This window comes from Luteimonas wenzhouensis (genome assembly GCF_007859305.1).
Lineage (GTDB): Bacteria > Pseudomonadota > Gammaproteobacteria > Xanthomonadales > Xanthomonadaceae > Luteimonas > Luteimonas wenzhouensis.
This window is the reverse complement of record NZ_VOHE01000003.1, coordinates 72,299-89,272: the sequence shown is the minus strand read 5'-3', so window position 1 is coordinate 89,272 and position 16,974 is coordinate 72,299. Positions and strand designations below refer to the sequence as shown.

The following is a 16,974-nucleotide window of genomic DNA, read 5'->3' as shown; positions in this document are numbered from 1 at the left end:
CGTTCCGCAGCCGTCCCGCCCGCATGGGCGCGGGGCCGGCGTCCGGCCCCGTGGATGTCCTTATGGCGGCTGGGCCCGGCCGATGCAATGGGCCATGAGTTTGTTGCTGCTGCTGGCGCTGCTGCCTGCCGCCGCGCAGCCGCAGGCCGCGCCGGCGGCGGCGACACAGCGCACGGTGCTGGTGATGGGCGATTCGCTCTCGGCCGGCTACGGCATGGCCGCGCACGAGGGCTGGGTGTCGCTGCTCGGCGAGCGGCTGGCGCGCGAGAAGCCCGGCTGGCGCGTGGTCAACGCCAGCATCAGCGGCGAGACCACGGCCGGCGGGGCCTCGCGCATCGTCGGCGAGCTGCTGCGCCACCGTCCGGACGTGGTGGTGATCGCGCTCGGCGCCAACGACGGCCTGCGCGGCCTGCCGCTGCGCGAGGCGCGGCGCAACCTGGCGCGCATGATCGGCGCCTCGAAGCATGCCGGCGCCCGGGTCCTGCTGGTCGGCATGCGCATGCCGCCCAACCTGGGCGAGGATTACACCCGCGGTTTCGAGCGCATCTACCGCGACCTCGCCGCCCTGTTCGGCACCGGCCTGCTGCCGTTCCTGCTCGAGCCGATCGCCCTCGACCGCGACGCCTTCCAGGACGACAACCTGCATCCCGCCCCCCAGGCCCAGGAGCGGCTGCTGGCGCACGTCTGGCCGGCGCTGGCGCCGCTGTTGGACGCCGCCGCCGTCCGCGATTCGCAGGCCGGCGCCGCCGTTCAGGAATGACGGCCAGCCGGGGTTCAGGGTCGTGGAGTGTTCAGGGCCGACGTCGCACACTCCGGGGAACGACAGGAGTATCGCCATGAGACACGCCAGCCGACTGCTTCTGCTTGCCATCACCGTGTTCGCGGCCGCCGCGGTCGCCGCCGGGCCGCGCAACGTGACCGACCCCGATGCCCCCCGCGCCCTGCCGGACGAGGGCCCGGTGAGCGTGCAGTGGACCGACCCCGCCGAATTCGCCGACCTCAAGTACAGCGGCAACCGCTGGCGCGCCGCCCAGGGCAACTGGGTGTACGAGCTGGCCAGCTACCTGCGCGAGGCCGCCGAACGGCGCCTGCCCGAGGGCCATCGCCTGGAGGTGACCATCACCGACCTCAACCGCGCCGGTCGCTACGAGGGCTGGCACGGCGTGCAGATGCAGGACGTGCGCATCGTGCGCGACCATTACCCGCCGTCGATGACGCTGGAAGTGCGCCATCTCGACGCCACCGGCCAAGTGGTGGACGAGGGCACGCGCGAGGTGCGCGACATTGGCTTCCTGACCGGCGGCAACTATCCTGCCCGCGACAACCTGCACTTCGAGAAGCGCATGATCGACCGCTGGGTCCGCGACGAGCTGGGTCCGGCGCCGGTGGCCCGCAGGTAGGCGGCCGCGCCAGGCGAACGGCCATGACAGGGGCGCCAACCATGGCGCCCCTGTCGTTTCCGCGCGGTGCGGATCGGTCGCGGGCGCGGTGACGTCCGCGCCCGTGCGTCGTCCCCGCGGTCGCGGCGCAGTGTCCGCGCGGGCGCGCGCCCAGCGCACGTGCGGCGTTTGCGCGAAGATTGCCGCCAGTCCCCGGAGGAGCCTGCAGCCGATGGCGGTGTACGTCGATGATGCGGTCACGCTCTGGCGCGGCAGGCGCTGGGCGCACCTGATGGCCGACACGCTCGACGAACTGCACGCCTTCGCCGGGCGCCTGGGGATCCCGCGGCATGCGTTCCAGGACCGCACCAGCGGCGCCCACTACGACGTCACCGCCGAGCTGCGCGAGCTGGCGATCGCGCTCGGCGCGCGGCCGATCTCGCGCCACCGCGACCGCGACCTGGTGCGCGCGGTGATCGCGCGCGCGAAGGCGCAGGGACGCGGCGAGGCGCCCTGAGCCGGGTGGGCTACAATCGGCGCGCACCACCGCCACCCGCCCGCCATGACCCAGATCGACTCCCCGCCCGACCGCCTGTCCAACGATCCCCGCAGCCCGCACTACGACGAAGCCGCGCTGGACCGGGGGATCGGGATCCGCTTCAAGGGCGTGGAACGGCGCGACGTCGAGGAGTACTGCATCAGTGAAGGCTGGATCCGCGTGGCCGCCGGCAAGGCGCTCGACCGCCGCGGACAGCCACTGACGATCAAGCTCAACGGCGAAGTCGAGGCCTGGTACCTGCTGCCGCCGAAGGCCTGACCCGGGGCGCGGGCCGGCCGGTTGGGCATCGGCGGCACCGGTGGCAAACTCGTCGCAGTGATCGCAGGAGCCGTCCCCGTGTCCGGATTCGACCTGACCCCGCCCGATCCCGCCCAGCGCGCCGCGCTCGAAGCCGGCCTGGACGAGGCCGAACGCCGGGTCCTGCTCGCCCACGGCACCGAGGCACCGTTCTGCGGCGTGTTCCTCGACAACAAGCGCGAAGGCGTCTACTGCTGCCGCCTGTGCGGGCTGCCGCTGTTCCGCTCCAGGGCCAAGTTCGACTCAGGCACCGGCTGGCCCAGCTTCTTCGCCCCCTACGCACCGGAGCACATCCGCTACGTGCGCGACACCAGCCACGGCATGGTCCGCACCGAGGAGGTCTGCGCGCGCTGCGGCAGCCACCTCGGCCACGTGTTCCCGGACGGCCCGCCGCCCACCTTCGAGCGCCACTGCATCAACTCGGTGTCGCTGTCCTTCGTCGACGCCGGGCAGCCGCTGCCCGACCCCCTCGGCCGCGGCGGCGCCGAGGCCGGCGTCGCGGACTGAAGCCGCTCCCCCGACAGGACGATCCCATGCAATACCTGCTGCTGGTCTACATCGACGAGGCGCTGCAGGAAGCGCTGCCCGAGGGCGAGTACGAGCGCCGCATGCGCCACTGCCTCGAACGCGCCGACGAACTCAAGGCCGGGGGCACGCTGGTCGACTACAGGCAGCTCGAGCGGCCCGCGACCGCCAAGTCCGTGCGCCGCCGCAACGGCAAGGTCAGCGTGGTCGACGGGCCGTTCGCCGAAACCAAGGAGATCCTGGCGGGCTTCAACCTGGTCGAGGCCGACAGCCTGGAGGAGGCGCTGGAGCTGGCCGCGCAGTTCCCCTGGGCGGAGACCGGCTGCATCGAAGTGCGACCGGTGCGCGACGTGGCGGCGGTGCGGCGGCAGGTGGGCGCGCGCCCGGCGCACGCGCCGGCCTGACGGCAATTCAGCGCCCGCCGTTCCCGTCGCGCGGCGGCATCGCCGCGGCGATGCGGTTGCGCCCCTGCGACTTGGCCGCGTACAGCGCGCGGTCCGCGCCCGACAGCAGGCGCGCCGGGGTCCTGGCCTGCCCCGGGGCGGCCACGTTCACGCCCACGCTGACCGTGACCCAGGGCGCCACCACCGACACCGGATGCGCCATCGCCGCCTCCTCGACCCGCTGGCGCAGCCGCTCGGCGATGGCCATGGCTTCGGCCTCGCCGCGCCCGGGCAGCACCAGCGCCAGCTCATCGCCGCCATAGCGCGCGGCCAGGTCGGCCTCGTCGGCGGCGAAACCCGCGCAGATCCTCGCCAGCCGGCGCAGGCACTCGTCGCCGTGCAGGTGGCCCAGCGCGTCGTTGAGCTGCTTGAAGCAGTCCGCGTCCACCAGCAACAGGGCGAGGGGGCCGCGCCAGTCGGCGCAATCCCGGGCCAGGCGCTCGTCCAGGCAGCGGCGGTTGGCCAGGCCGGTGAGGCCGTCGACCGTCGAGAGTTCGCGCAGCTTGCGGTTGGCCGCCTCCAGCTCCGCCACCACCCTGGCCAGGTGGATGGCCCCGGCGACCTGGTGCGCCACCGCGTCGAACACCGCGCAGGTCTCGGCGGTGAAGAAATCGTCGCAGGTGCTCTCGATGTTCAGCACCCCGTGCAGGCGGCCGCGATGGTGGATCGGCACCACATACTCGGAGCGGACTGCGGGATTGCCCATCACGTAGTCGGGATCGCGGGTGACGTCGCTGATCAGCTGCGGTCGCCCGGTCCGCGCGCAGCGCCCGGCGATGCCCATGGACACGTCCCAGATCGCCACGTCCATCTCGGCCAGCGGGATGTCGCCGGCCCAGACCTCCTTGACGAAGCGGGTACCCGAATCGTCGAGCAGGATGATGCTGGCGATCGGGACCGGGAGCCGCTGGACGACGCAGTCGACGATGCGTTGCAGCACTTCGTCCAGCCCATCGGCCTGCAGCGCTTCGCGCGAGATCCGCGCAAGCACGTCGGACAGGCGCGCGGCGTCGACCGACAGCCCCCCGCCGGGCGCACCCGTCCCTGCGCCAGCCGCCGTCCGCCACCGCATGTCGCGCATCCCCCGCTCCTCCATGATGGAGGCAGTGTATCCCGCTGCGCCGCGACCGCCATCAAGGTCACGGCCGCAACGGTCACTGCGCGGTGGCGCCACCGAGATGCCCGGCCAGGAACGACAGCAGCTCGGCGTAGTAGCGACGGCGGTTGTCCTCGCTGCGGAAGCCATGACCCTCGCTGTCCACGTACAGCGTCCGCACCGGCACGTCATGCGCCTCCAGCGCGCGCTGCATGCGGCGGCTGTGCGAGATCGGGGCGATGGTGTCGGCGCCCCCGGCGACCAGCAATACCGGCGCCTTGATCCGCGCCGCCAGGTTGACCGGCGAGCGCGCGGCCAGGGTGTCGCGCGCGCCCATCCATTCGTTCACCCAGTGGCGCAGGGACGCGGCCGTGCGCGCCCGGTCGGCGTGCAGCGCGGGCAGGTCGTAGACCCCGACGTAGCCGACCGCGCAGCGGTACAGGCCGGGCTCCCGGGCCACCCCCATCAGCGCCGCGTACCCGCCGTAGCTGGCGCCAACGATGCAGATCCGGTCGGCCACCGCGATCCCCTCGTCGATCGCCCAGCGGGTGGCATCGGTGAGATCGTCCTGCATGGCGCCGCCCCACTGGCCGGCGCCGCTTTCCTGGAAACGGCGCCCGTAGTTCCCCGACCCGCGGTAGTTCACCCGCAGCACCGCATAGCCGGCGGCCGCGAGCAGCTGGCTCTCGGTGTCGAAGTACCACGCATCGAAGACCCCGAACGGGCCGCCATGGGGCATCACCACCAGCGGCAGCGGCCCTTCGTCCGCGCCGGCGGGACGCGTCAGGTAACCGTGGAGCGCGACGCCGTCGCGCGCCTGCAGCCGGATCCGGCGGGTGGGCGCCGCCTGCCCGGGCGCGAGCCAGTCCATGCGTGCGAACACGCCATCGAGCGTCCTGGCCTCGGCATCGAACAGCAGGTACTGGCCGGGATCGCGATCGCTGGCGGCGTGCACCAGCGAGAGCCGGCCGTCGCGGGTGCCGGAGGTGATCGCCACGGCGCTGCCGGGCAATGCGCTTTCGAGCATGCGGTAGCGCCGTGCCACCGCCGAATCCTCGTCGAAGAAGCGCAGGCGCACGCCATCGTCCATGTAGCGCGCGCCCACCGGGGTGCGACCGTCGCTGTCGTAGATGATTCGCTCCGGATCGACCACCGGATCCTGGAGCAGCGGGGTCCGGGCCAGGGTCCGCATGTCCCAGGCCTCGATCGCGTCCGGCCCGCCGTCGGGCCGGGTGACCTGCACGTAGGCGGTGGCGCCGTCGGCCGCCATGCCCACGGCCTTGGCGATGAAGTCGCTGCCGCGTGCGTCGTGCACCAGGCGCCACGCCGCGCCCTCGCCGTCGCGGTAGTACAGCTTGCTGTAGTTCTCCACGTCGAAGCCGTAGGCGAAGCGCGCTACGCCGGCAGGATCGAGGATGAAGCGGGCGCGGCGCACCGGCGCGGCGGTCACCGTGGTGCGGCGGCCCGAGCGCAGGTTCAGGCGCTCGAGCTGGGCCCTGGGCTGGGCATCGGGCAGTTCCACCGCGACCAGGGCCACGCCGGGCTCATCGGGGAGCGGATCGACCACGATGGCGAACTCCGGCGTGGTCGGGACGAGGTTCTGCACGATGCCCGCCTGCCCGGCCTCGCCGATCAGGCGCCGCACCCGCTTCCTGTCCAGTTCGAGCACGTGGATCTCGCCGGTCGGGTAGGTGACCTGCCTGCTCCCGAAGCGTTGCCCCATGGTGAGGAGCACGTGCCCGTCGTCGGCCCACCAGAAATCGACCACCTCGGTGTTGGCCGCGCCCGCGCCGCCGCTGGCGATCCCGCCGGTGGCCCGGTCGAGCACCACCAGCACCACCCGGTCCTCCAACGGCACGGTCGCGGCCAGGTGGCGGCCGTCGGGCGAAATGCGGATGTCCTCGAAACGGTCGCGGCGGACGTAGTCCCCGAGGTCGACCGGCGCCGCGGCGCGGACCGGCGCGGGCACGGTGGCCGCGAGCGCGGCCGCCACCGACAGCCGCCAGGCGGCGGCAAGCACGATTGCCTGCATGTCGTCCCCTCCCCGGGCCGATCCTACGCGCTTGCGGCGCGCGGTGGAACGCGCGCGGCCTTACCAGAACACGGCGTACAGCGCGACCAGGATCGCGAGCACCGCCACGGCGCCCGCGTTGAACGCCGCACCGGTCCGGTAGTCCACGTCCCCGGTCTCGATCACGTCGCGCGCCGGCACGTGCGGGGTGAGCAGCGAGACCACCGCCGCCAGCCCGAGCGCGAGCAGGAACACCAGGCCGACGCGGTCGATGAACGGCAGCGCCGGCCAGGCCAGCTTGAGCACGATCGAGAGCAGGAACGAACCGATCGCGGCCGCGAGCGCGCCCGCTTCGTTGGCGCGCTTCCAGAACAGCCCGAGCACGAAGATCACCACGATGCCGGGGGTGAAGAAGCCGGTGTACTCCTGGATGTACTGGAAGGCCTGGTCGAAGCTGCCCAGCAGCGGGCGCGCCGCCAGCACGGCCAGCAGCATCGAGGCCGCGGTGACGATCCGGCCCACCCGCACCAGGTGCTGTTCGCCGGCGTCGCGGCGGCGGTAGAGGTCAAGGGTGAAGATCGTCGAGATCGAATTGCTCATTGAGGCCAGCGACGAGACGATGGCCGCGATCAGCGCCGCGAACACGATCCCCAGCGCACCGGCCGGCAGCAGCGCCATCATCGCCGGGTAGGCCGCGTCCGGCCGCTCCAGGCCCGGCGCCAGCAGCACCGCGGCCAGGCCGGGCAGGACCACGATCAGCGGCATCAGCAGCTTGAGGAAGGCCGCGAACAGCACGCCCTTCTGGGCCTCGCCGATGTCCTTCGCCGCGAGCGCGCGCTGGATGATGTACTGGTTGAAGCCCCAGTAGCTCACGTTCATGATCCACATCCCGCCGACCAGCACGCTGATGCCGGGCAGGTCCTTGTAGAAGGGATGGTCGGGCGAGAGGATCATGTGGAAGTGGCCCGGCGCCTCGGCGCGCAGGCGCTGCAGGCCGCCCCACATGCCGGCGTCGCCGCCGATGCGCTCGAGCATGATCCCGGCCAGCAGCAGCCCGCCCAGCACCAGCAGCACCACCTGCACCACGTCGGTGAGCGCCACCGCGCGGAGCCCGCCATGGATCTGGTAGGCAAGCGCGAACGCGGCCAGGCCCAGCAGCGCCCAGGTCTGGTCCACGCCGGAGACGTGGGCGATCGCCAGCGAGCCCAGCCACAGGATCGAGGTCAGGTTCACGAACACGTACAGGCCGATCCAGAAGACCGCCATCACCGTGCGGATGCGGCGGCCGTAGCGCTGCTCGAGGAACTGCGGCATCGTGAAGATGCGGTTGCGCAGGAACACCGGCAGGAACCACTTGCCCACGATCAGCAGGGTGGCGGCCGCCATCCATTCGTAGGACGCGATCGCCAGGCCGATCGCGTAGCCCGACCCGGACATGCCGATGATCTGCTCGGCCGAGATGTTGGCCGCGATCAGCGAGGCGCCGATCGCCCACCACGGCAGCGCCTTGCCGGCCAGGAAGTAGTCCTCGGCGTCGCGGTCGTGCCCCGCCTTCGCGCGCGAGACCCACTGCGCGAGGAGGAAGATGCCGGCGAGGTAGGCCAGCACGATCCCGATATCCAGACCCGACAGCTGCATCCGTCACCTCCGGCGATCGCGCCGCGCGGGCCGGCGCGGCGGGTGGCGAGGCGGCGCCGCGCGCCGCCGTCCGCGGGTGGTCGCGCCAGGCGTGGCGCACGCTCCGCCGCGCCGCCGGGGCGACGCGGCGGGACGTCGTGCGGCGTCAGCCTTCCATCTGCTCCAGTTCGCGGCCCTTGGTTTCGTGCACGAACCTGAGCACGAAGAACACCGACAGCACCGCCATGACGGTGTAGATGCCGTAGGCGAAGGCCAGGCCGAGGCCGGCGAGCAGCATCGGGAAGGTCCAGGTGATGAGGAAGTTCGCCGTCCACTGCGCCAGGCCGGCCACCGCCAGGCCCGAACCGCGGATCTGGTTGGGGAACATCTCGCCGAGCATCACCCACATCACCGGGCCCCAGGACATGTTGAAGAACACGACGTAGGCATTGGCCGCGACCAGCGCCAGCAGGCCCATCGAATCGCTCAGCTGCAGCGTGCCGGCATCGTCGAGGCCGCCGGTGGAGAACGCGTACGTCACCAGGCCCAGGGTGATCGCCATGCCGACCGACCCCAGCCACAGCAGCGGCTTGCGGCCGACCCTGTCGATCAGCAGCACGGTCACGATGCAGGCGCCGATGCTCAGGCCGCCGGAGAGCACGTTGATCGCCAGCGCGTCGTTCTCGGAGAAGCCGACCGCCTGCCACAGCACCGCGCCGTAGTAGAACACCACGTTGATGCCGACGAACTGCTGGAACGTGGCCAGGCCCACGCCCACCCACACGATCGGGCGGATCTTGCCAGTGGCCTTGTTGATCAGGTCCGACAGGCGCGGACGGTGGTGGTCGGACGCCAGCGAGGCGTCGATCTCGCCCAGCTTGCGCTCGCCCTGCAGGGCGCCGTACAGGCGGGTGAGCACCGACGTGGCACGCTCGCGCAGGCCGCGCGCGACCAGGTAGCGCGGGCTCTCGGGGATGAAGAACAGCAGGAACAGGAACAGGAACGCCGGCACCAGCTCGGCCCAGAACATCCAGCGCCAGGCTTCGTACCCCCACCACAGCATCGCGGTGGACGCGGTGGCCAGGCGGGCGAGGATGTAGTTGCTCAGGAACGAGGCGAACAGGCCGGAGATGATCGCGATCTGCTGCACCGTCGCCAGCCGCCCGCGGTAGCGCGCCGGCGCCACCTCGGAGATGTAGGCCGGCGACATCACGCTGGCCGCGCCGACCGCCAATCCGCCCAGCACGCGGTAGATCACGAACTCGGGCGAGGAGTTGGCGATGCCCGAGCCCCAGGCCGAGACGATGAAGAACACCGCCGCCCACAGCAGCATCGTGCGGCGGCCGTAGCGGTCGGCCAGGGTGCCGGCGAACCAGGCGCCGACCGCGCAGCCCAGCAGCATCGAGGCGACGTTGAAGCCGGTGACGGCGGCATCCGACTGGAAGGCGGCGACCAGGCCGTCCACCGTACCGTTGATCACGCCACTGTCGTAGCCGAACAGGAAGCCGCCGATGGTGGCGACCAGGCTGATCAGGATGATGAAACGGGTGTTCTCGCCTGAGGCGTTGGGACTGCTCATGTACTCGCTCCCCGGGAATGCATTGGTTGCTGCTCGAATGAAGGACCGCCGGCGCCCGGCTCCCGTCGCCGAGGCGCCGGCCTGACGGCGATGACTGCGCTGTCACACGGCGCGCTAGGGTAGCGCGAGATGTGGCCGGGATGGTTCGTGCAATGCAGCATCGGCGTCCGGAACCGTTGCCGGGGAAACCACTCCGTCCTCACCCGGGCGAGCTTCATCCGCGCACCAGATCGCCATTGCGGCCCGCTTGCAGCCGTGCGGTCTCGCCCGCGGCCAGCTCCACCGCCAGTTCGCGGCCGCGATGATCGATGCGATAGCGGCCGCCGCGTTCGCTGCGCAGGACGGCGGAGTCGAGCCTGCCGCCGCGCCAGGACAGGTCGAGGCGGGCGGCGTTGCGCACCCGCACGCCGCGCAGGTGGCCGTCGCGCCACTCGCGCGGCAGCGCGGGCAGCAGGAATACGGTGTCGCCCCAGCTCTGCACGAGCATCTCGGTGATTCCCGCGGTGCCGCCGAAGTTGCCGTCGATCTGGAACGGCGGATGGGCGTCGAACAGGTTGGGATAGGTACGCGAGGGGCTGATGAGCAGGCGCAGGATCCGCATCGCGCGCCCGGAATCGCGCAGCCGCGCCCACAGGTTCAGGCGCCAGCCCAGGCCCCAGCCGGTGGCCTCGTCGCCGCGCAGCTCCAGCGAACGGCGCGCGGCGGCGGCCAGCGCCGGCGTGTCGCGCACGTTGATCTGGCTGGAGGGATGCAGGGCGTAGAGGTGGGAGACGTGGCGGTGGTCGGGCTCGGGCGCCTGCATGTCCCAGTCCTGCTGCCACTCCTGCAGCTGGCCGGCCCTGCCGATCCGGTGCGGCGGCAGCCGTTCGCGCAGCGCGGCCAGGCGCGCCGCGAAGTCCGCATCCACGCCCAGCAGGCGCGAGGCGGCGATGCAGCGGTCGAACAGGTCGCGCAGGATCTGCGCGTCCATCGACGGGCCCGCGCACAGGGTGGCACCGTGCGGATGCGGGTTCTCCGGCGAGATCGAAGGCGCGGTGACCAGCGCGCCGGTGTTGGGGTCCTCGACCAGGGTGGCGGCGAAGAACTCGGCGGCGCCGCGGAACAGCGGATACACGCGCTGCAACACGGCGGGATCGCGGCCGTAGTCCCAGCGGTCCCACAGGTGCTGCAGCAACCAGGCCCCGCCGAGCGGCCACAGGCCCCACTGGGCGCCGTCGATCGGCGCGGTGGCGCGCCACAGGTCGGTGTTGTGGTGCGCCACCCAGCCCGGCGCGCCGTACATCGTGCGCGCGGTGCGCGCTCCGGATTCGGCCAGTTCGGCCACCATCCGCTCCAGCGGCTCCACGCACTCGGGCAGTGCGTTGGCCTCCGCCGGCCAGTAGTTCATCTGGGTATTGATGTTGATCGTGTACTTGCTCTCCCATGGCGGGTGCATCAGGTCGTTCCAGATGCCCTGCAGGTTGGCCGGCTGGGTGCCGGGCAGGGAGCTGGCGATCAGCAGGTAGCGGCCGAACTGGTGGTAGAGCGCGGCCAGCTCGGGGTCGTGGCCGTCGGCGAAGCGCGCCACGCGCTCGTCCGTGGGCAGCGCGGCCACGTCCGGCGGCGAGCGCCCGAGGTCGATCGAGACCCGGCGGAACAGCGCGCGGTGGAAGCGCAGGTGCTCGCGGACGATCCTGTCCCAGCCCTGTGCGAGCGCGCGGTCAAGCCGCTGCGCGGTGGCGAGGTCGGGGTCGGCGGAGACGTCGTCGTAGCGGCGGAAGCTGGTGGCCGCGGCCAGCAGGACCACGACCTCGTCGGCGTCGCGCACCTCGATCCGGTCGCCGAGGTGGCGCAGCGTGCCGCCGACCGGCAGCACCCGCGCCCGGGCGCAGAAGCGCAGCCGGCCCTCGATGCCGTGCGCCGGTTCGTTGCGCCCCTGCAGCAGCAGGCCGCCGTTCCCGTCGGCGACCGCGCGCGCCGAGGGCTGGTCGCTCTGCAGGCCCACGCGCAGGCCGATGCGGCCGGGCATGTCGCCGGTCAGCCGCACCGCCAGGCACTGGGCCGGCGCCGACACCAGCGCCTCGCGCCGGTGCTGCATGCCGCGTGCCTCGAAGGTCGTGGTCGCGATGGCGGCATCGAGATCGAGCTCGCGCCGGTAGCCGCCGGTCTCGGCGATCTCGAGGAAGTCCAGCACCAGGTCGCCGAGCGGCTGGTAGGGCATCTGCTTGAGCGGCCGCGCCATCAGCCGTTCGTTCGCCAGCGCCTCGGCCTCGGCGTAGCGGCCGGCGAACAGCAGGCTGCGCACCCGCGCCAATGCCTCGCCCACGCCCTCGGGCGCCGGGTCGTACGGGCCGCCGGCGTACAGGGTGTCGTCGTTGAGCTGGATCCGCTCATACCTGGCGCCACCCCAGACCATGGCGCCCAGCGCGCCGTTGCCCAGCGGCAGCGCCTCGACCCACTGGGTGGCGGGGCGCGGGTACCAGAGGCGGAGATGGTTCCACGCACCCGGCTCCGCGGCGGTGTCGATGGCGCCCGCATCGGCTGCGGAAGGCCGCGCATCGCCGTCGGCGCGTGGAGCCCCCGGGACGAGGCCAAGCCCGCCGGCGACGGCGGCGAGGGTCGCGGCCTTGAGGGCGTCGCGGCGGCGCGGGTCGAAGCTCATGGCGAGTGGTCGGGGCCGGATGCGGTTGGGGCCTGCCCGAGGCCGTTGCTGCCCCCACCCCGGCCCTCCCCCGCACGCGGGGGAGGGAGCGCCGTGTACGCCCATGTGGCGACTGCGTCCGCTCCGCGCGCAATCAACTCCCTCCCCCGCATGCGGGGGAAGGCCGGGGTGGGGGCCGCCAGGCGCGCGCCGCGCGTCATGCCCCCGGCCGCTCCACGACCACCTCGCTGCCGTCGTACACCACCGTGACGTCGGCCGCCGGCTCCAGCGCGCCGTTGTCGCCGCGCGGGCCGTCGACGAAGCGCACGCGCAGTTCGCGCGTGGCAGGCATGCCGGGGTACGCGCCTTCGCGCGCGCCGATGGTCAGCACGCCCGCCGCGTCGTCCCAGGCCAGCGGGATCCGCGACCATTCGCCGCGCTCGTAGCCGTAGCTGCGGCCGTCGTCCCCGTACAGCGCGAAGCGGCCGTCGGCGCCGGTATAGACCTCGATGGTCAGCGGCGCGTCGGGCACCTGGTCCACGTACTCCTGGACCACGGTCCGCGGCACGATCGAGCCGGCGCGCACGAACAGCGGCATGCGCTGCAGCGGCGCGGCCGCGGTGATCGTGCGGCCGCCCTCGTGCCGCTGCCCGGTGTCGAAGTCGATCCACTGCGCACCGGCCGGCAGGTACACCTCGCGGCTGGTGGCGCCGAACGTGGTCACGGGCGCGACCAGGAAGGCGGGGCCGAACAGGTACTGGTCGGCGACCTCGCGTGCCTTCGGGTCGCCGGGGAAATCCATCGCCAGCGCGCGCAGGAGGGTGCCGTCGCGGTGCCAGGTGTCGCCGGCCAGGGTGTAGATGTACGGCAGCAGGGTGTAACGCAGCTTCAGGTAGTGCACGAAGCTGTCGTAGTGCGGCGTGCCCTCCGGCGCGATCTCCCAGATCTCGCGGTACGGGAACTGGCCGTGCGAACGGAAGATGGGCACGAAGGCGCCATGCTGGAACCAGCGCAGGTTGAGCTCGCGCCATTCGGCCAGGTGCGCGGGATCCTTGCGCTCGTAGCGGCGCTCGGGCGAGAAGCCGCCGATGTCGAAGCTCACGTTCGGCGCGCCGGCCATGGAGGCGTTGACCAGGCCGGAAATCTGCTCGCGGAAGTCGTCCCAGCGCGGCACGATGTCGCCGCTCCAGAACGCCGCCGCGGCCCGCTGCTGGCCGGCGAAGAAGGCGCGAGACAGGATGAACACGCGCTTGTCCGGGTCCACCTCGCGCGAGCCGCGGTACACGCCTTCCGAATGCGGCAGCGGATAGGCGTTGAAGTACTCGGTCGAGGAGCCCAGCGCATTGGGCATGGTGCGCGCCTTGCGCTCGCCGATGTCGATATTGCTGTGCAGGTCCGGCTCGGACGCGTCCAGCCACCAGGCGTCGAAGCCCTTGCTGTTGAGCTTGGTGTTGACCTGGCGCCAGAAGATGTCCTGCGCTTCCCTGGTGAACGGGTCGTAGAACGAGTTGAGGTAGCCCTTGCCGATCCAGTCCAGCTCGCCGACCTCGACGTTGCGCTTGTACATGTAGCCGGCCGCGTCGAGCTCCTTGTAGTGCTCGGTGGTCGGGTAGAACTTCGGCCAGACCGAGATCATGATCTGCGCGTTCTGCGCGTGCACGTGGTCGACCATGCCGTCCGGGTCGGGGAAGTTCGCCGGATCGAAGTCGTGCGAGCCCCAGGCGTCCTCCGGCCAGTACGACCAGTCGAGCACGATCGCGTCGATCGGCAGCTTGCGGCGGCGGTACTCGTCCAGCACGCCGGTCAGCTCCTGCTGGGTCTTGTAGCGCTCGCGGCTCTGCCAGAAACCGTAGGCCCACTTCGGCAGCAGCACCGCCTTGCCGGTGAGCTCGCGGTAGCCGGCGATGGCGCCGTCCATGTCGCCGCCGGCCACGACGTAGTAGTCGATCACCTGCGCCGCCTCCGACCAGATCGACAGGTCGGCGGCCTCCTCCGGTGGCAGCGGGTCGCGGCCCTGCAGCGCGATGTACGCCGGTTCGATCCGGTCCCATTCGATGCGCAGGTCGTGGCGCTCGCCCGCCCGCAGGTCGAGCGCGAACTCGTGGTGCCACGGGTTCCAGTTCTGGCGCCAGCGGTCGACCACCAGCTCGCCGTCGACGTACAGCTTCATGTACTCGCTGCCGAACAGCGAGAAGGTGTGGCGGCCGTCGCGGCGGGCGGCGAACTGGCCCTCCCAGACCACCAGGCTGCGGCCGCCGGGCTCGAGGTTCTTGCCCTCCTCCGGGAAGTCCTCCAGCCCGGAGATGAACTGGTAGTCGATCTTCTCCTCGCGGCGCACGAGCCTGCCGTCGCCGTCGATGGAGTAGGTCGCGGTCAGCGCGCCTTCCACGCCGTCGCGGTCGTACAGCGCCACCACCTCGCCGATCTGGCGCAGGCCGCGCGGATCGCCATAGCGCGTGATCGAGTTGTTGTCCCAGAGGATGCCGTAGCCGCGGCTCGAAACCAGGTACGGGATCGCCTTGTCGATGTTGTGCTGGAGCAGTTCGATGTCGCGGCCCTTGAGGTCCATCCAGCCCTGCTGGTGGAGGCCGGTGCCGTGCAGGCTCTCGTCGCCGGCGGACTCGAAGCGCTGGCGGACGCTGTAGTAGTCGCGTCCATCGAACCGGACCGGCGTGAAGCCACGCCCGCCCGCGGCCTCCGCGAGCAGTGGCCGGCCCTCGCCATCGAAGAACGCGACCCGGCCGTCCTCGAGCGAGACCTCGGCCGACACCCCGGCGGCGGACACGCGCAGCGTGCCGTCGGCCTCGGCGACGTCGAAACGCGGCGCCGGAGCATCGCGCTCCACGCGCATCAGGCTCGGCGATCGCTCGAAGGTCCCGTCCGGATCGGCGGTGATGCGGATGATCCGGTCCGACACCACCTGCAGACGCACGTCGGCCGCGTCCTCGGCGGCCGGTCGCACGACGACGTCGCCGCCCACGTGCTCCCAGCGCGTGTCGGCGCGGGCGCCGCAGCCGGCGAGGATCGCGGCGAGCGGAAGCGCCAGCAGCGGCGCGGATCGGCGGAATCGTTGCATGGCGTCAGTCCTCCCGGGGCTCGACGTCGGTGGTGGTGCGGTAGGTCGCCAGGCGCACGCGCAGCAGCTGCACGGCGTCGGAGAAGTTCAGTCCATAGTCGGTCTGGTCGCCGTTCCAGTTGCGGTGGAACTCCCAGCGTCCGTCCACGTAGCGGCCTTCCTCGACCCGTTCGTAGATCAGCGCCTCGCCTTCCGCGGCCGGTTGCAGCGTCACGCGTGCATGCATGCCGGTGACCAGGAACTCGTCGGGACCGAGCTCGGCGATCAGCGCGCCGCCAACCGGTTCCGGATTGCCGGGCGCCTGCCCCTGGAACCAGAAGTGCGGCAGGCCGTAGGCGATGGTGGCGTTCCAGCGCGCGTTGAGCCGGATCGTGCGTTCGGGCACGCCGGGCTGCTCGGCCACGCCGTGCAGGCGCCCTTCCGACGCCGCCTTCGCGAACTCGCGCATGCCCTGGTTGACCAGGGCGAAGGCCAGCCTGAACGGCGCGATGGTCCCGGGCGTGGTGCGCTTCACGCCCAGCGGCCAGTTGCCGTAGGGCGTGTAGTCCATGCCGAACGGTACCCAGCCGATGCCGTCGTGGTCGAGCGCGGCGAACAGGTAGCGCGCGTACTCGGGCGCGTTGCCGGTCTCGGCCACGAACAGCGCGTTGTCCGGGCGCGCGTAGCGTTCGAGCACCGTGGTGTAGTGCAGGTACTCGGGCATGTAGATGTCGGGCGCCAGCAGGTCGATGTCCGGGGCCGCGGCCTTGTACACGTCGAGCATGTTGTCGGTCGGACCGCCGCTGGCGTACTGGCCCGGCTGGCCCGGGTTGAAGGGGCCGCGCAGCGCGGCGTTGACGTACATCGGCAGCGGGTACTCGGCCTTCCCGGCCTTCGCCACCTCGTTGATGTAGCGGGCGATGTGCCAGGCGTGGAAGGTCTCGTCGGCGTCGGCGCCGAACACCTCGCGCCAGGTACCGGGGCGCTTGCCGAGCCGCTCGAGCAGGGCCTGCGGCACCTGGCCCTCGAACGCCTGCCGTGCCAGCGGCGAGTAGTCGCGCACGCCGCCGTAGGTGCCCGGCTCGTTCTGCGGCTGGACCATGATCACGGTGCGCTCGCGGTCGTGCTCGCGCAGGTGCGCCATCAGGCGCGCGAAGGCGCGGCGGTCGGCGTCGAGCGTCGACTGCGCGTGCGGCGAGAGCGAGTTCAGCACCACGCCGTCCTCGCGCACCACGCGCGGGAAGCGGTCGTTGTCGAGCTTCACCCAGGCCGGCGCGTAGTTCGGCCCGTTGTTCTTCCAGGTGGCGAACCAGAGCAGGATCAGCCGCTTGTCGTGCGCGCGGGCCTGCTCGAGCAGATGGTCGACGAAGGAGAAGTCGAACCGTCCTTCCTCGGGCTCGACCTGTTCCCAGGCGATGGAGATCGACAGGGTGTTGGCGCCGAGCTCGTCCAGCGCCGGCCACACCTGCTTGAGCGGCTCGGGGTAGTTGCTGGAGTTGTGCGCCTGGCCGCCGAGGACCAGGAACGGCGCGCCATCGACGATCAGCGCATGGCGGCCATCGCGGCTCTCGAAACGCGGGATCGGGCGCTCGCCGGATCCGGCATCGGCCGCGGCCGCGGCCCCGCGTCCGGCCGCCGCATGCCCTTCCTGGCCGCCGTGCGGCTGGCAGGCCGCCAGCCAGGCCGCCAGCAGCACCGCGCCGGCCAGGGCGCCGCGGAACCTTGAACGCCCTCCCCCGCCCGCGGGGGAGGGTCGGGCGGGGGCAGCCCCGCGTCGCAGCTCCGGCGCCCCC

At 72.0% G+C, this 16,974-nt stretch carries 13 protein-coding genes; 6 read left to right on the top strand and 7 right to left on the bottom strand.

Annotation, left to right across the window (positions count from 1 at the left end; genetic code table 11):
• Positions 1-94: 94 nt before the first annotated feature.
• The 6 genes from FQY79_RS06740 to FQY79_RS06715 all read left to right on the top strand — a co-directional run bounded on the left by FQY79_RS06740 (position 95) and on the right by FQY79_RS06715 (position 3,164).
• The gene (locus tag FQY79_RS06740; RefSeq protein ID WP_186759831.1) at positions 95-760 is read left to right on the top strand and encodes an arylesterase; all 666 of its coding nucleotides are present in this window, start codon (positions 95-97) and stop codon (positions 758-760) included.
• Positions 761-830: 70 nt separating this feature from the next.
• Positions 831-1,400 carry a DUF3016 domain-containing protein gene (locus FQY79_RS06735; RefSeq protein ID WP_425463196.1) on the top strand — a complete coding sequence of 190 codons (570 nt, stop codon included), beginning with the start codon at positions 831-833 and terminating at the stop codon, positions 1,398-1,400.
• Positions 1,401-1,611: 211 nt separating this feature from the next.
• Complete coding sequence (locus FQY79_RS06730; RefSeq protein ID WP_146312043.1) at positions 1,612-1,896, top strand: DUF4031 domain-containing protein; 285 nt, start codon at positions 1,612-1,614, stop codon at positions 1,894-1,896.
• A gap of 45 nt (positions 1,897-1,941) precedes the next feature.
• Entirely contained in the window at positions 1,942-2,196 is a 255-nt protein-coding gene (locus tag FQY79_RS06725; RefSeq protein WP_146312041.1) for a DUF3297 family protein, read from the top strand.
• 78 nt (positions 2,197-2,274) lie between these two features.
• Positions 2,275-2,742 (top strand): peptide-methionine (R)-S-oxide reductase MsrB, encoded by a 468-nt coding sequence (gene msrB, locus FQY79_RS06720; RefSeq protein ID WP_146312039.1) that lies wholly within the window; start codon positions 2,275-2,277, stop codon positions 2,740-2,742.
• Between the two features lie 26 nt (positions 2,743-2,768).
• A complete protein-coding gene (locus tag FQY79_RS06715; RefSeq protein WP_146312037.1) occupies positions 2,769-3,164 on the top strand; it encodes a YciI family protein in 396 nt (131 codons plus the stop codon).
• Between the two features lie 7 nt (positions 3,165-3,171).
• Here the strand turns inward: FQY79_RS06715 and FQY79_RS06710 are convergent, their stop codons facing one another.
• From FQY79_RS06710 to FQY79_RS06680, 7 genes are all read right to left on the bottom strand, one after another.
• Complete coding sequence (locus FQY79_RS06710; protein WP_186759830.1) at positions 3,172-4,284, bottom strand: sensor domain-containing diguanylate cyclase; 1,113 nt, start codon at positions 4,282-4,284, stop codon at positions 3,172-3,174.
• A 73-nt stretch (positions 4,285-4,357) separates the two neighbouring features.
• On the bottom strand, positions 4,358-6,331 hold the full coding sequence (locus FQY79_RS06705) for an alpha/beta hydrolase family protein (RefSeq protein WP_146312033.1): 1,974 nt from the start codon (positions 6,329-6,331) through the stop codon (positions 4,358-4,360).
• Between the two features lie 60 nt (positions 6,332-6,391).
• Entirely contained in the window at positions 6,392-7,948 is a 1,557-nt protein-coding gene (locus FQY79_RS06700) for a sodium/sugar symporter (protein ID WP_027070996.1), read from the bottom strand.
• Positions 7,949-8,093: 145 nt separating this feature from the next.
• Positions 8,094-9,506, bottom strand: a complete 1,413-nt coding sequence (locus FQY79_RS06695; RefSeq protein ID WP_146312031.1) for a sugar porter family MFS transporter — start codon at positions 9,504-9,506, stop codon at positions 8,094-8,096.
• A 214-nt stretch (positions 9,507-9,720) separates the two neighbouring features.
• On the bottom strand, positions 9,721-12,147 hold the full coding sequence (locus FQY79_RS06690) for a glycoside hydrolase family 95 protein (protein ID WP_146312029.1): 2,427 nt from the start codon (positions 12,145-12,147) through the stop codon (positions 9,721-9,723).
• Between the two features lie 196 nt (positions 12,148-12,343).
• Positions 12,344-15,202, bottom strand: a complete 2,859-nt coding sequence (locus tag FQY79_RS06685) for a TIM-barrel domain-containing protein (protein WP_146312028.1) — start codon at positions 15,200-15,202, stop codon at positions 12,344-12,346.
• 4 nt (positions 15,203-15,206) lie between these two features.
• Positions 15,207-16,961 (bottom strand): DUF5597 domain-containing protein, encoded by a 1,755-nt coding sequence (locus tag FQY79_RS06680; protein WP_186759881.1) that lies wholly within the window; start codon positions 16,959-16,961, stop codon positions 15,207-15,209.
• Positions 16,962-16,974: the final 13 nt, after the last annotated feature.

Excerpts from the sequence above, each read along its gene's own strand:
- FQY79_RS06740 (WP_186759831.1), top strand. The coding sequence starts at position 95 with ATGAGTTTGTTGCTGCTGCTGGCGCTGCTGCCTGCCGCCGCGCAGCCG.
- FQY79_RS06730 (WP_146312043.1), top strand. The coding sequence starts at position 1,612 with ATGGCGGTGTACGTCGATGATGCGGTCACGCTCTGGCGCGGCAGGCGC.
- FQY79_RS06725 (WP_146312041.1), top strand. The coding sequence starts at position 1,942 with ATGACCCAGATCGACTCCCCGCCCGACCGCCTGTCCAACGATCCCCGC.
- FQY79_RS06715 (WP_146312037.1), top strand. The coding sequence starts at position 2,769 with ATGCAATACCTGCTGCTGGTCTACATCGACGAGGCGCTGCAGGAAGCG.
- FQY79_RS06710 (WP_186759830.1), bottom strand. The coding sequence starts at position 4,284 with ATGCGCGACATGCGGTGGCGGACGGCGGCTGGCGCAGGGACGGGTGCG.
- FQY79_RS06705 (WP_146312033.1), bottom strand. The coding sequence starts at position 6,331 with ATGCAGGCAATCGTGCTTGCCGCCGCCTGGCGGCTGTCGGTGGCGGCC.
- FQY79_RS06700 (WP_027070996.1), bottom strand. The coding sequence starts at position 7,948 with ATGCAGCTGTCGGGTCTGGATATCGGGATCGTGCTGGCCTACCTCGCC.
- FQY79_RS06695 (WP_146312031.1), bottom strand. The coding sequence starts at position 9,506 with ATGAGCAGTCCCAACGCCTCAGGCGAGAACACCCGTTTCATCATCCTG.
- FQY79_RS06690 (WP_146312029.1), bottom strand. The coding sequence starts at position 12,147 with ATGAGCTTCGACCCGCGCCGCCGCGACGCCCTCAAGGCCGCGACCCTC.
- FQY79_RS06685 (WP_146312028.1), bottom strand. The coding sequence starts at position 15,202 with ATGCAACGATTCCGCCGATCCGCGCCGCTGCTGGCGCTTCCGCTCGCC.